Origin of the sequence: Pedobacter nyackensis, from assembly GCF_900176505.1 — a bacterium.
GTDB lineage: Bacteria > Bacteroidota > Bacteroidia > Sphingobacteriales > Sphingobacteriaceae > Pedobacter > Pedobacter nyackensis.
Genome location: NZ_FWYB01000001.1, coordinates 313,142 through 327,208, shown reverse-complemented (window position 1 = coordinate 327,208; position 14,067 = coordinate 313,142). Strand labels below are relative to the sequence as shown.

Sequence of the window (14,067 nt, the reverse complement as noted above, 5' to 3'; positions counted from 1 at the left end):
GAAGTCTCATTATAACTTTGGAAACTAAGATTAAAGTTCTTTGTTACTTACAATGCTATTTGTAACCAACCTAGCAATAACAACAGCAGGATATAAAATACCAACAGCAGAAAGCAAAACTGAAAGCATGCGTGAAGCCATTCCATTGGGATAAATATCGCCATAGCCCACAGTAGTTAAAGATACCAAGCTATAATAAACATAAACAGCATAATCAGTATCGTTATTTTGCAAGCTAATATTTCCGGCTATCGATTTACCGGTTTGAATTTTTAAAATCTCAAAAGCAAAAGCCCCCATTAAGGCAAATAAAAGATAAACATTTACCGCCCCTATCACTCTATAAATATTACGCTCTGCATTTCGAAATAACAACCTTAAATTAATAAAGACGAAGAGCCCCATATTAACAAGACCAACTAACCGCTCTATCAAATAGTATTCTTTAGGCGTATCGTTAAATCGAATCATCAGCAAAATCAAATGCACTAAGAATAGAAATAACGATACATATATATTCCAGTTGTCTTCGCTTGAAAAAATGCCAATAAAATACAGCGTCAAGAATAAAATATTTAATAACAAAATGTTTACTACAGCTCCCTCTAACAAAACGGGCATAATAAATACCATAAAAAATAGCATTACCAATAACGTGATAAAGCTGGTGTCTGAATGCCAATACTCCTTTACTTTATTGATGATCCGTTTCAATGGCAGTACGGTTTAGATTAATGAACTGAATAAAATAGAGGTAACAGCTTATATATTTATTAAATCTGAAACAATCTAAATTAAACATTTACTGCAACTTAACATCAAACTGTCAAATCATTTTGTCATAAACTAAAAAAGCCTAAATTTTTAGTTGGCCTAAATTCCCAAAGCCTATTACAAATTGCCCCACTAGATTTACAACAGGTGGAGATTATAAAAGGATCTTCCTCTACAATTTTGTCAATCCTAATATTGCAAAGGAAATAGCTAGTATTCATTATTTTTCTTATTTTAGATGCAATGAAATTTTTAACGGTCATAATAAGCATTTGTTTATCGTCGAGTATCTTTCTCATCTTTCCCAAGTAGTTCAGACTTTCGTAATTATCCTTTAGAATGTTTTTTGAACTTGAGGCCATCTTATTCATATAGTACAGAGAAACTCCTCCGAAAGAGAGGACTATTATGAACAATAATCCAAATGCAAGGCGCAATTTTGTTTTTATTTTCATGTCATTATGAATTAATTTTATCCAACTAAATAATATTTCCCACAAAAACTATGCTGTTCATTATTAAATCGATTATTAATGTACGAATTATCGCGGGCTTATACCTTGTTGATTCTAAACAACATATTATTTTATACATTTGCCGCCGTAATTAAATGTCATGGGTGATCATAAAAATATTCAAAAGTTAAGCGCAGCCGGTTTATTAATAAGTTTGGGAATAATATATGGAGATATAGGTACTTCGCCGCTCTATGTTTTTAAGGCTATAATTGGGAACAGACTAATTACGCAGGACCTTATACTTGGAGGATTATCCTGTATATTCTGGACGCTCACCCTACAAACAACCATTAAGTATGTGATTATTACTTTGCAAGCGGATAATAAAGGGGAGGGTGGAATTTTTTCTTTATTCTCTTTAGTTAAACGTAAAGCAAAATGGTTGATTATACCTGCCATGATTGGCGGGGCTGCATTACTGGCTGATGGAATAATGACTCCCGCCGTAACTGTTTCTTCAGCTATTGAAGGGCTACAATTGATCTATAAGGATTTGCCTACCGTACCTATTGTACTGGCCATTATCATTTTCCTGTTCATTTTACAACAATTTGGGACTTCCCTCGTGGGCAGGGCCTTCGGCCCTATCATGTGGCTTTGGTTTACCATGATCGCTTTATTAGGGTTGATACACGTTATGGAGCTCCCAGAGATATTAAAAGCCATTAATCCTTATTATGCTTATCACATACTGACCACTAATCCTGAAGCGTTTTTAATTATCGGAGCGGTGTTTTTATGTACCACAGGAGCCGAAGCCTTGTATTCAGACTTAGGTCATTGCGGACGCTCTAACATCAGAGCCAGCTGGATCTATGTAAAGATATGTCTGATCTTAAACTATATGGGCCAGGGTGTATGGCTTTGGAAGCTGCAAGGCACCCATTTGGGGGATGTTAATCCTTTCTATCAATTAATGCCAAACTGGTTCCTGATCTATGGAATAACCATAGCAACTATTGCAGCTGCAATAGCTAGTCAGGCTCTTATTTCCGGTTCATTTACACTAATTGCTGAAGCCGTTAGATTAAATCTTTGGCCAAAAGTGAGAATCAATTATCCTAGTGAGCAAAAAGGACAGCTCTATGTTCCTTCTATGAACTGGATCTTAATGGCCGGGTGTATTATTGTTGTGCTAATCTTCGAGAAATCTGTAAATATGGAGGCAGCCTATGGCCTGTCTATAACAGTTGCCATGCTAATGACTACCATTCTGGTATCTGTATTCTTGATGAGGAAAAAAGTTCCGAAATATATCATCGCGATATTCCTCTTGATTTATGGGATTATTGAGCTTACGTTCCTGGCGGGAAATGCAGCAAAAATACTTCATGGAGGCTGGTTTACCTTAATTCTGGGTATGGTGTTATTCTCAGTGATGTGGGCGTGGTACAATGGCCGCAGAATCAGAAACAGATATATGAAATTTGTGGATATCGAAGAGTTCTACCCTTTGATTAAAAGTATCAGTACTGATAACTCTATTGCTAAATATGCCTCTAACTTAGTCTATCTTACCAGTGCCAATTTTAACAGTGAGGTTGAATCTTCTGTTATCTATTCCATTATTCAAAAGCATCCTAAAAGAGCAGATGTATATTGGTTGTTACACGTAGATGTAACAGATGAGCCTTATACAATGGAGTACGAAGTAGACCATATGATTCCGGAAAAGCTTATCAGAATAGATTTCAGACTAGGTTTCAGGGTGGAACAGCGGATAAATGTCCTGTTCAGAAAAGTAGTAGAAGAACTGGTAAAAAGTGGAGAAATTGACATCACCAGTAAGTATGAGTCTTTAAAGGCACAAAAAATACCAGGCGATTTTCGTTTTGTTGTCATCGAGAAAATCCTTTCCAACTCCAGCAGTCTTAGTTTTATTGAAAGATTAACCGTTTCTTATCATAAAATACTTAAATTCTTGAGTATTTCTGAAAGAAGAGGCTTTGGACTAGATTCAAGTTTTGTTAGCATTGAACAAGTTCCCCTGATCGTTGATGTTCCGGATCCGATTCAAATGAAAAGGATCAAATAAGCTTATAAAACTTTTTCGAAATGAAAAGAAGCACTCCATTTTGAAAGGATTTCATTATTTTACATATGATATCAACAAGAAAAAAATAGCTATTATGAACACTTAAGCTATTGTTTTAAGAAGATGACTGGTTCAGGCACTTGCTTTGCTGTGCCCTTGGTACAAATAAAAACAACTCTTATGTTCCTTATCATCTTAGGTGTACTCATCACCATCTTAAGTTATTTCATTGGTCGCGGGGACAGTCCGCTAACCAGGTTCAGTACACTTATCCGTGCAGGCGGTATAGTTATAATTTTAGCGGGTGCCGCTCTCTCCATGTTTAAAGTAGTTGGTGTAGGCCAGGTCGGAGTAAAGACCTTATACGGAAAAGTGGATAATGATGTACTTTACAGCGGTCTGAATTTCATTAATCCCCTGGTAGAGGTCACCCCTTTTGATGTTAAAACCCAGAATTACACCATGTCTGCAGTCCACGATGAAGGCAGTAAGTCAGGCGATGACGCCATTCGTATCTTAACTTCTGATGGACTGGAAGTAACTATAGACCTCTCTGTACTGTTTAGTGTAAAACCTAAGGATGCGCCCAGGATTCTTAAAGAAATCGGCGATGATTATCTGGACAAGATTGTCCGCCCGATCGCACGCACGGCTATACGCGACAATGCAGTTTCCTATGAGGCAGTAGCGCTATACTCAACCAAACGCCAGGAATTTCAAAATAAGATCTTTACAACCATTAACCAAAGTTTTGCCAAACGCGGCTTGCAACTCGAACAACTCCTGATCAGAAATGTTACCCTGCCCGAATCGGTCAAAAAAACAATTGAATCTAAAATCAATGCAGAGCAAGATGCCCAGAAGATGCAATTTGTCTTACAGAAAGAGAAGCAGGAAGCTGAACGAAAACGTGTAGAAGCACAGGGCATTGCCGACTACCAACGCATCCTGTCGACGGGATTGAGCGACAAACAGCTGCAATACGAATCCATACAGGCACAGAAAGCCATAGCACTTTCCCCAAATGCCAAGATCATAATGATGGGAAATGGGAAAAACCCCATAATTTTAGGCGGAAACTGAAAATAATACCTACATGTTAACAGTAGAAAAGATCGGAGGCACTTCAATGAGTGCCCTCAGGATGTCATAAAAAATATCATTTTATTTGAGTGTAATGATGATGATTTATACAACAGGGTTTTTGTCGTATCCGCATTTTCAGGAGTTACCGATATGCTGCTGAAAAACAAAAAAACGGAAATAAAAAAGCATAAAAGACGAAGAAGCCTATACAGTAGATGCTACGCATGAGCCTTTGATTTCTGAATCCCTTTTTTATGATGTGCAGGACATTTTGCAGGGAAAAAAGCGTATTCCGGCTGCAAAGATCATATGTCTGGAGAAACTACCGCTAAGGAACTTTATTAAATGCAACAGATGCAATAGGATGCTGTCCGGCAGTTCTTCAAAAGGTAAGTACCAACACTACTATTATTACCATTGCAGCTCCACTTGTGGGCTGCGCTAATGCAGTTAAAACGAACAAGCTGTTTTCGGATTTGTTGCGCACTTGGATGATTACTCCGGCGGGTGTGGAGCTGTTAAAATTGGTAATATCCTCAGTATACCCTTCCGGACATCGAACCCTTTTTTAGAATTTTGATAAAAAAACAAATCAAACAACTATATATCAGTACATTAAACAAAATCACACTTAAAAATCTCTAAAAACACTACGATTTTAGATGTCAAAAATCAACCAACCCACAGAAATCACAAAAACCTGAATATCAGATATATAAATAAAAAAAAGAGGGAGTCTCCTCGCTGAAATTCCCTCTTTCCAAAGTGTCCCCTATCGTCAAAATCTCGAACACTTTTGCGTCAGATTTGAAGCGTATAGTGGCTTTGGATCATCTGACTTCAGACGAAGAAGATGGGGTGACTGGCGAAGCCTAAATTGATTTTCGTGATAACTCAATCATTGCTGAAAGTTCAGCTACTGCACTATCATTAGTTCCTCCAAATCCACTCATTTTGAAACGAATATGACCACTCCCATCGATCACAAACTTTGCAGGAATTCCAGCAACACCAAATAAGGAGACCGCAGGATTCTTTTCCGTTGTTGCGTCCTTTAAATCCATTTTCGGCGCCACCACCATGAGGCCTACGGGTTTTAAAGCGAATTCCACTTCCAGTTTCGTCAAAAACGCAGTCGTGCACATATATCCTATTGAAAAGCACATTTACTGATAAATTAAAAACTCATCCTGATTTTCACGGCCGGACATCATAACTAATTAATACAGCATCTAAACCTTTTGTCGGGGGGGCATTCAACACCTTACCGGAAACATCATACCTACCACCGTGACATGGACAATCCCAGCTCTGCTCCGCAGCATTAAACTGAACTGTACATCCGGCATGGGTACAGATGGGATTCAAAGCCGTTACCTTACCACAATCATCCTTATAAATTGCCAGTTGTCTTCCTTCAAATTTCGCTAACTTTCCCTCACCTGGTTTAAGGTCATTTAGCTCCTGAAGTTCCTCCGAGGAAAAACGATCAGAAAAAAAATGCCAGACCACATCCGCAGTTTCTTTCACAAAATCTGTAAAACCAGCGACAGGTTTCAGCCTGGAGGGGCTAAACAAACTGGTATATTCGTTTTCCTTCCCTAAAACCAAATCAGAAATGATCTTTCCGGAAAGCGTTCCGTACATCATCCCATTTCCATTAAAACCAGTAGCTACATAAATCCCATCAGCGACGCCTGGCAACTGCCCGATATAAGGCAAACCATCAACGGGCACATAATATTGCGCCGACCACTGGTAGGCCACCGATTCCACTTCATAATACTGGCTTGCATACTCCTTTAAGTTCTGGAATGCCCGTTCCGGATCTTCATGACCGGTTTTATGGTCTTCTCCACCGACAATCAGGTATTTTTGTCCGTCAATTATATGGGTTCGGAAATAATGATAAGGTTCCTGTAAATCATAAGCCAGCCCGTCCGGATAATTTTCGTCTTTCAATTTCAGGCCAAGTACATAACTCCGGTAAGGTGCATTTCTGAAACTCATCAGATTTACTCCAGGAGGAATATGTGTTGCATAAACCAGATTTTTCGCCTTAATAGTTAAATCATTAGATATTGCGGTGTGTATACCATCTTCAATAATGTTTTCCCTGATCCGGGCATTCTCTAGAAGCAAACCACCCAACGCAATAAATTCCGCCAGTAAGCCATGAATATATTTCAAAGGATGAAACTGTCCCTGCTGATCATACCGGATTACAGAATCAAAGGGCACCGGTACTATATTTTTATCATCAGCTTCTACCTCAACCCCTGCCCTTTTTGAGGCTTCCAGAATTTCCTTAAGTTGTTTACTTTCCTTTTCATTCTCGGCATATAGCCATGCAGACTTAGATTCCAGGTCACAGTCGATACTCAAATCCTTAACAAAACCCTTAATGATACTTAAAGCCTCTTTTCCTGCCTGAGCCAACAATGTAGCTGAGTCTCTTCCAAAATCACTTTCAACCTCCGCATAAGTAGCATCAAAAAATGTATTCAGATGTGCTGAAGTCCCTCCTGTTGTTCCGAATCCAGGTTGTTGCGCCTCAGCAATGATACAGGCTTGTCCAGATCGCTGTAATAGCAACGCAGTTGTGATGCCAGTAATGCCAGCTCCAATAATCAGACAATCATACATCTTATCAAGGTCAACCTCCGCTACGATCAATTTCTCGGAAGAATCAACCACAAAGTTCTGCCAGGGACTTACACTGCAACTGTCTCTTAATGAAGCATTCTGTTTGCTATTTTCCATAATCAATTTAGTTTAGAAAGAATTTGAAGAGCGGTCGCATAGGCCCAAATATCATCTTGGGGGAATTTTTCTACTTGCTATCTGTTCAAGCTTTTCTTTCAGTTCTGCAGGATAAAAAGGTTTCAATAATAAATCGTCCAGATACTGAAATTCAGGATGCTGTTCGATCGACATATCAATTGAGGCAGTTAAAGCTATAATATAAACATTCCTCCTTTCTACTTGCGTCATCTGTCGAATCAATCTGGAAGCCTCAAAACCATCCATAACAGGCATGTTGATATCCATAAAAATGACATCATAGTTTTTCGCCTCTAAAGCTTCTATGGCGATCTGACCATTTTCTGCAACATCAGCGGTCAAGCCAAAGCGTTTCAATGTTTTTTGTAATACCATAACGTTCACTGCGTTGTCTTCGGCTATTAAAATACGTAAGTGGTCAATCTGAACAGATGATTCCTCAGTACTTAAAGCTAAGTTCTCTTTAGGAGGCTCCACTGTAATAAGTGTTAGTTCAAAATTGAAAGTTGTACCAATACCTTCCTTACTATTGAATGTTAACTTTCCGCCATGCAAATCCACTAATCTTCGCGCGATACTTAATCCAAGACCGGTACCATGATATTGCCTTTCGTTGTGGTTTACTGCACGGAAATAAGGTTCAAATATACTTGCAGTCTGATCCTCCGGAATTCCAATACCGGAATCTGAGACTTCAAATTTAATTGTAACCGCCTCGTTTTCTTCCTGGATTACGCTCGCTTCGATTTTGACAAATCCTTCTGAGGTAAATTTAATAGCATTTCCGACAAGATTAAAAAAAATTTGGGTTAGCCGACTTTGATCGCCTCGAACAGTTACCCCAGTTAGACGATCGTCCATTTCCAGAAAAAATTTAATTCCCTTTGTAGAAGCTCTGAGCTTTAGTGCCCCATAAACATTCAGAAGTAACTTATCTAGTCGAAAGGCAGTGTACTCCAGTTTTTCCATTCCTGCATCCAGCCTGTTAAAACTTAAGATATCATTAATTGTAACCATTAGGTTTTCAGCAGAAAAATGGAGTATTTCCAAATTTTCCTTTTGTTGGGGTTTGGGATCACTTTCTAATAAAATGTTTGTCATACCAATTACTGCGTTTAAAGGTGTACGTAGTTCATGTGACATGGTCGAAAGGAAATTGGTTTTGTCTTCTGCTATCTTTGTCGCTGATAAAAGGGAACGTTTTAAACTAGTAGTTAAACGTTGTTCCTTCTGACTGGATCTTTTAAATGCCTCAAAAAAATAATAATGGATAAAAATGAGGAGGAGAAAATTTATGACAATGGAGGAGTTATAGGCATATATATTTACATTTTGTGTTGCCGAAAGGAGAACAACGCTATAAAATTCCTGAATAGCAATTAGCAACATTACAGGCATGGTATTCAACAATGAATAAACCAGCCCCCAACGTGCTCCAAGGATGTAGTATCCCCCTGTAACAATCATCATCACGTATTGCACTGTAACGATATTTATACCGTTTTTTAAAATCAGTAAGTTAGACCAAATAAAACACGTTAAGCATAATATGAAATAATGTCCAACTCTTTTCCAGGGCATCTTACTTAAGAGCATAATTAATCCTAAAATGAAAAGGACCATCAATAAGCTAATTCGATAAAGCAAAATATTCTGCTCCTGAAAAAAATATAAGCAAAACAAGAAGATGCTTAGCACCGAAAATGCACAAAGCAAGTGTATTAATATGGCTATCCTTGACCTGTTAAGCAGGCCGTCCTCCATTTCAAGAATATCATAATACCTATTAACAAAGAAGTTAAACATTGTCCTGTATTTCAGCTACAACATCAAACCAACTTGTTTTGTTCACGTAAAAGAAGTTGTCAGCAATTATTTTCCTCCGTCCAAACAATTTGTAGCAATTATGACTTATTAGAGGTAAACACCCTACTGTAAACAATATGTCGATCTACTTAGAATTTCCATCCATTGATGACTATCCGGTATATGTACCGAGTCAGCAAGTTTCAGTAAATTTATTATCCGATATAAATATTCGAATAATCTTCCCATGTTGTTCCCAAGGTGGGATTTATGTGTGTCCCCTATCGTCAAAATCTCGAACACTTTTGTGGCAGATTTGAAGCGTATAGTAGCTTTAGGTGAACTGATTTCGAATGATGAAGGAGGTTACTAAATTTCTTCATTCATTAACTTAGAGAAATCATTCATTCTTCGTTTAGGGAAGGCTGAAAGGGAAAGTCAAATGCTTCCTAATTTCACCGACCATGGTTAACAGCCTCTTATGAAAAATCGTTAGATTTGTTTTAAGATGAATAATGAAAACCAGGTAACAAATATTAATAAAGTTCTTTTTGAAGCCATTAAATCGATTGTTAATGATTCACGTAAACGTGTATACCAAAACATTAATCGTGAGCTCATTTCAACTTACTGGAAGATCGGCGAAGAGATTGTAAATGCAGAGCATCAAAATAAAATTGATAGCCAAACCTCAAGACAAATTATTCTTAATCTTTCAAAAATTCTTACAAAGGAGATTGGAAGGGGCTTTTCCAGATCCAACCTTTTTAATATGCGGAAATTTCATATAGAATACCCTAATGTCCAGACGCTGTCTGGACAACTCAGTTGGTCGCATATTTGTGAATTATTAATAATTGAGAACAAAGAGAAAAGGAGCTTTTATGAAAAAGAAACCATCAATTCTGCCTGGTCAATCCGTGAAATGAAAAGACAGATTGACAGTTCATTATTTGAAAGATTATTACTTTCATCAGGAAAGGTAAATAAAGAAAAGGTATTGGAATTGGCACAAAATGGACAAGAAATTTCTAAAGCTGAAGACCTGTTGAAAAATCCATATGTATTTGAATTCCTTGGAATGCCTGAAAACAAACCCTTCCTAGAGAAAGATTTGGAAGCAAAACTCATCCGACATATAGAAGACTTCTTGTTGGAACTAGGAAAAGGATTCATGTTTGTAGGCTCTCAACAACGAATAACCATAAATAACACCCATTATTATGTAGATATGGTTTTCTACAATAAAATTCTTAGGAGCTACATTCTTATAGAGCTCAAAACGACTAAACTTAACATTTCTGATGCGGGACAATTGAACACCTACCTTAACTACTATAAAACAGAAATCAATGATGAAAATGATAATCCCCCTATTGGAATCATCCTATGTGCAGAAAAAGACGAAATTACTGCTGAATATATCCTAGGTGGATTTGACAACACCGTTTTTGCATCAAAATATACAACCATACTACCTAATAAGCAGCAATTAATAGAAGAAGTTGAAATTGTCCTAAATGTGAATTAGTAACATTTAAATGCCTATGGAAAATAGGTTAAAATAAAAAACCATCTCTATTAAAATAAAGACGGTTTTCTAAACTTGCTGTGTTCTCGGAGATACAGAACTTGAACTTTTTTATAGAGGACTTGCAGAATGCCGCTGGGTTAGAGGATGAATCATTTAACCCGCTTCCTCCCGGTTCAACAGGGCTTTAACTCCATAAACCTTTAAAATCCAGCACTCTTTTTGCTGGCTTTTCATTTCCTACCAACCTCTGCGTGAGCCGATAGAGCCGCTAACTAGCCTTCTAAAATGGAGATCAGATCTCCGTTAATATAAAAGACTTCTTTTCCTTCTTTTGCGGGTTGCAGAATACCTGCATCAACAAGTTCGGCAAAATATTTAGTAAGGGTTGTCCTTGAGGTAATCCCCAGCAAATCGCCAATAAACTTAGGTTTAATGTAAGGCTGACTAAAAATCGCCTCATTAACCTCTTTATTGTACCATTTTATTCGCCCCCTTGCATGTTCAAGGGTAGCTTCCATCTGGTCCAGAATACTAACGATTAATTGACTTGTTAATAGTGACGTCTTCTCTATAGCCTCTAGCATATAAAGTATCCACGGCTTCCATAATCCTCTTTGAGTGACAATACTCAAATTATAGTAATATTCGTCTTTATTTGCAATGATGTATTTCGATAAGTACAAGACTGGTTGATCCAACAATCCCTTATGCACCAGATACAACAGGTTTAATATTCGACCAGTTCTCCCATTTCCGTCACGAAAGGGGTGTATAGCCTCAAATTGATAATGAGCGATACACATTTTAATCAAAGGGTCGGAGGAATGTTTTCGATCATCATTTAAATACTCCAATAGATTTTCCAGTAAAGGCTCAAGAACTCCCACACCTCTTGGTGGAGTGTAAATAACCTCACCTGCCCGAAATTCGCTTTGTCCGCGATTGATTACTGTTAACGATTGAGGAGCGCGTAAACCATCTGTAGAATTTTTGATTTTCCTGAAAATCCCCGTAATACAATCCAGATCAATTGTTGCTTTATCATGCAGCAAATCATATCCTTGCCACAATGCCTCTCTATATCTTAGCACTTCTTTCGTACCGACATTAGCATCACTTTCTTTCACTGAATCTGACACCGCCTTATACAACTCGTCTTCAGTCGTAAAAATATTCTCTATAGCCGTTGATGCTTTCGCCTCCTGCAAAGCTATCGTATTTATCAGCATATAAGGATTTGGTAATCTTTTTACTGTGCTGTTTGCCGCAGCAAGTGTCCGCGATGCAGTTACGAGTTTTTTTAGAATTTCTATATCCTCTACGTCCTTAGATGGAGGAAGCAATGGAAGATCATTAAAAGGTTTAGCTCTATCGTAGGCCATACATGTGTTCACTTTATGGTTAAAAACTGGACATATATGCAAATTAAAGCATAAATATGAACATATTAACTACACATGTTCATATTCTTATAAAAATTGGACACGTTACACATATGTGTCCAGTTTTTAATGTCCAATTCTCTATATGTCCAGATTTTGAAATAAATAAGGCCCTCAGAAATTAATCCAAAGGCCTTCATTTAAATTTATTATCCGATATAAAAATTTTCGGATAATCTTCCCATGTTGTTCCCAAGGTGGGAAGTTAAGTGTCCACTCACATGAATACTTCGAACATCTAGACCGCTTCTGTAAGATCTTAGGGCCAATAATTGACGATTTAAAGAACAAGGGATTTATATAATTAAAAGATTTCCAAGGCGGTTTCACTTTTTAATATAACGAAAAACACACCTTTAAACTCAAGATTTAGAACAAAAAAGTTGGTAAGTATAAAATTAAATTAGCATGATTATGTGGAGAGTTTATGTATTAATCTTTTATTCACGACCTATTTCAAGAAATCTTCCAAAAAGGGCATTGACATCCGTCAATAGCCCTTCTATTATTAATTACCTAAACCTTAAAACCTTTATCTCGTCTAAAAATGGCTTTTTTAACGCCTCATAAATTTGATTTGGCAGCTTCAATAGCCTTAATTAGGCTTTCTTTATTATATAATTCTGGCCCTTTATAGCTGATCATTTTTCCTTCCCTGCTGATTAACATTGGAGTCGGTCCCGATCTTATGTTATATTCCTTAATTACCGGGTGATCCATCCCCTTTCCTGCAGTAAATAAGTTAATGGCATTGGGAGAAGTATATAAATTTTGTTTTATGCTACTCATCCATTCCGCTCGTTTAACATCTGAGGAAATGCTGATAAACACAACATCTTTTGAATTTTCATAATGTTTCTCAACCGCTTTAAGCACATTCTTGTAATAATTGGTGCATCCCGAACATCCGGTAAACCAATAGTCCATGAACACCACTTTCCCTTTAAATTGAGCTAAGGAGACTAAGCTCCCATTTTTATCCGGTAGTTTGAAATTATAAGCGAGAACGGCCTTATTTTTAGATGCAAGTTTATTTAAAATCAGCAGTAAATCTGGATGCTCAACAGTTTTTAAAGCATCGTCTACAACAGACTTGTTTTCCGATAACCGGGCATAATTGTTAACACATAGCATGGCAATCAACTTGTCTCTTAAAGTGCCTGTATATTTGCGCTTTATCAAATCATAAAATTCATAGCCATAATTTATCCGCCTTGATTTCTTTCTCAATTGATAAAACAAGCGCTCGTAATCAAATAGGAAATTGCAGTAATTCATGGAAGAGCCTTTTGCAAATAATGGCAAATTCTGACCTGGACTGTTGGTTAAATATTTCTCGTACACATATTTTATTTTAGCAGAATCCAATCCACCCCCGCCTCTGAGCGTGGTAGAAATAAAGGACAATTTGTTTGCTTCATTTCCCCCTATTAAATCAGCTTTTAAGACCCAATAAGCCTGATCTCCAATCTTGCTTCTGTAACTTTCAAGTAAACGCATTTGCTCAGTCAAGACTTTGTCAAATTTATTTTCAACGTTATATTCATAATTAGCGGCAATAATATCAGCTGGAGAATCACTGTCTATGTTTTCCATTTCTTTCCTAAACGTGTACTTTTCGGAACCTGCACCAGAAAAAACGTAAACAAGCTGATTTTGTTGAATTTCCTTCTGTTTTCCATCCGGAGAATCTGATTTCATAAGTAGCCTTACACGATCGCCCTTTTCAACCAGATAATAACTGAGCACAAAACGTTGAAATTGGGTTTCGGGCGGTTCTTCATTCACAATACTTACATAACCTAGTTTATTGTTATCAGACACCGGAATTTTAAAATTAAACTGGTTATCCTTTGTCCTATGGGCTTTAACCTGATAGGAGATATAATCGTAATCCATTAAAGAACTCCAATAACTTAATGTTAAGGTGTTCCAGCTCAATTGGTGGTCGGTTTGGATTGTAATGGTGATAAAATTATCAGCATCATCACTGATCAAATTGGTTTTGGTGCCAGCTTGGGCTACACTTAGTATTGATGACAGCAACATCAGTGCAAGCAAGTATAAAAATTTTGTTTTCATTTTAAT

At 37.3% G+C, this 14,067-nt stretch carries 11 protein-coding genes; 4 read left to right on the top strand and 7 right to left on the bottom strand.

The window, feature by feature from the left end; genetic code table 11:
- Positions 1 to 30 precede the first annotated feature (30 nt).
- Together B9A18_RS01410 and B9A18_RS01405 are read right to left on the bottom strand one after the other, a co-directional pair.
- Positions 31 to 714, bottom strand: a complete 684-nt coding sequence (locus B9A18_RS01410) for a potassium channel family protein (protein ID WP_084286881.1) — start codon at positions 712 to 714, stop codon at positions 31 to 33.
- A 125-nt stretch (positions 715 to 839) separates the two neighbouring features.
- Positions 840 to 1,229 (bottom strand): MCP four helix bundle domain-containing protein, encoded by a 390-nt coding sequence (locus B9A18_RS01405; protein ID WP_084286880.1) that lies wholly within the window; start codon positions 1,227 to 1,229, stop codon positions 840 to 842.
- Between the two features lie 160 nt (positions 1,230 to 1,389).
- Between B9A18_RS01405 and B9A18_RS01400 the strand changes: the two genes are divergently transcribed.
- The 3 genes from B9A18_RS01400 to B9A18_RS25595 all read left to right on the top strand — a co-directional run bounded on the left by B9A18_RS01400 (position 1,390) and on the right by B9A18_RS25595 (position 4,858).
- Complete coding sequence (locus B9A18_RS01400; RefSeq protein WP_084286879.1) at positions 1,390 to 3,327, top strand: KUP/HAK/KT family potassium transporter; 1,938 nt, start codon at positions 1,390 to 1,392, stop codon at positions 3,325 to 3,327.
- 180 nt (positions 3,328 to 3,507) lie between these two features.
- On the top strand, positions 3,508 to 4,410 hold the full coding sequence (locus tag B9A18_RS01395) for a prohibitin family protein (protein ID WP_084286878.1): 903 nt from the start codon (positions 3,508 to 3,510) through the stop codon (positions 4,408 to 4,410).
- A 190-nt stretch (positions 4,411 to 4,600) separates the two neighbouring features.
- Positions 4,601 to 4,858 (top strand): recombinase family protein, encoded by a 258-nt coding sequence (locus B9A18_RS25595; RefSeq protein WP_317048216.1) that lies wholly within the window; start codon positions 4,601 to 4,603, stop codon positions 4,856 to 4,858.
- A 427-nt stretch (positions 4,859 to 5,285) separates the two neighbouring features.
- On the opposite strand, the gene B9A18_RS01390 is transcribed toward B9A18_RS25595, so the two are convergent.
- The 3 genes from B9A18_RS01390 to B9A18_RS01380 are packed head-to-tail and all read right to left on the bottom strand — an operon-like array spanning position 5,286 to position 8,667.
- Positions 5,286 to 5,579: a hypothetical protein gene (locus tag B9A18_RS01390; protein WP_159452573.1), complete on the bottom strand. Its 294-nt coding sequence runs from the start codon at positions 5,577 to 5,579 to the stop codon at positions 5,286 to 5,288.
- Positions 5,580 to 5,610: 31 nt separating this feature from the next.
- Positions 5,611 to 7,176 (bottom strand): FAD-dependent oxidoreductase, encoded by a 1,566-nt coding sequence (locus B9A18_RS01385; protein ID WP_084286876.1) that lies wholly within the window; start codon positions 7,174 to 7,176, stop codon positions 5,611 to 5,613.
- Between the two features lie 51 nt (positions 7,177 to 7,227).
- The gene (locus B9A18_RS01380; RefSeq protein ID WP_159452572.1) at positions 7,228 to 8,667 is read right to left on the bottom strand and encodes an ATP-binding protein; all 1,440 of its coding nucleotides are present in this window, start codon (positions 8,665 to 8,667) and stop codon (positions 7,228 to 7,230) included.
- A gap of 844 nt (positions 8,668 to 9,511) precedes the next feature.
- Between B9A18_RS01380 and B9A18_RS01375 the strand changes: the two genes are divergently transcribed.
- Positions 9,512 to 10,534, top strand: coding sequence for a PDDEXK nuclease domain-containing protein (locus tag B9A18_RS01375; RefSeq protein ID WP_084286874.1), 1,023 nt, complete (start codon positions 9,512 to 9,514; stop codon positions 10,532 to 10,534).
- A gap of 275 nt (positions 10,535 to 10,809) precedes the next feature.
- Here B9A18_RS01375 and B9A18_RS01370 read toward each other — a convergent pair whose 3' ends face one another.
- Together B9A18_RS01370 and B9A18_RS01365 are read right to left on the bottom strand one after the other, a co-directional pair.
- Positions 10,810 to 11,919, bottom strand: coding sequence for a Fic family protein (locus B9A18_RS01370; RefSeq protein WP_084286873.1), 1,110 nt, complete (start codon positions 11,917 to 11,919; stop codon positions 10,810 to 10,812).
- A 624-nt stretch (positions 11,920 to 12,543) separates the two neighbouring features.
- Complete coding sequence (locus B9A18_RS01365; protein WP_084286872.1) at positions 12,544 to 14,061, bottom strand: TlpA family protein disulfide reductase; 1,518 nt, start codon at positions 14,059 to 14,061, stop codon at positions 12,544 to 12,546.
- Positions 14,062 to 14,067: the final 6 nt, after the last annotated feature.

Excerpts from the sequence above, each read along its gene's own strand:
- B9A18_RS01380 (WP_159452572.1), bottom strand. The coding sequence starts at position 8,667 with ATGATGATTGTTACAGGGGGATACTACATCCTTGGAGCACGTTGGGGG.
- B9A18_RS01405 (WP_084286880.1), bottom strand. The coding sequence starts at position 1,229 with ATGAAAATAAAAACAAAATTGCGCCTTGCATTTGGATTATTGTTCATA.
- B9A18_RS01370 (WP_084286873.1), bottom strand. The coding sequence starts at position 11,919 with ATGGCCTACGATAGAGCTAAACCTTTTAATGATCTTCCATTGCTTCCT.
- B9A18_RS01390 (WP_159452573.1), bottom strand. The coding sequence starts at position 5,579 with ATGTGCTTTTCAATAGGATATATGTGCACGACTGCGTTTTTGACGAAA.
- B9A18_RS01395 (WP_084286878.1), top strand. The coding sequence starts at position 3,508 with ATGTTCCTTATCATCTTAGGTGTACTCATCACCATCTTAAGTTATTTC.
- B9A18_RS01375 (WP_084286874.1), top strand. The coding sequence starts at position 9,512 with ATGAATAATGAAAACCAGGTAACAAATATTAATAAAGTTCTTTTTGAA.
- B9A18_RS01385 (WP_084286876.1), bottom strand. The coding sequence starts at position 7,176 with ATGGAAAATAGCAAACAGAATGCTTCATTAAGAGACAGTTGCAGTGTA.
- B9A18_RS01400 (WP_084286879.1), top strand. The coding sequence starts at position 1,390 with ATGGGTGATCATAAAAATATTCAAAAGTTAAGCGCAGCCGGTTTATTA.
- B9A18_RS01365 (WP_084286872.1), bottom strand. The coding sequence starts at position 14,061 with ATGAAAACAAAATTTTTATACTTGCTTGCACTGATGTTGCTGTCATCA.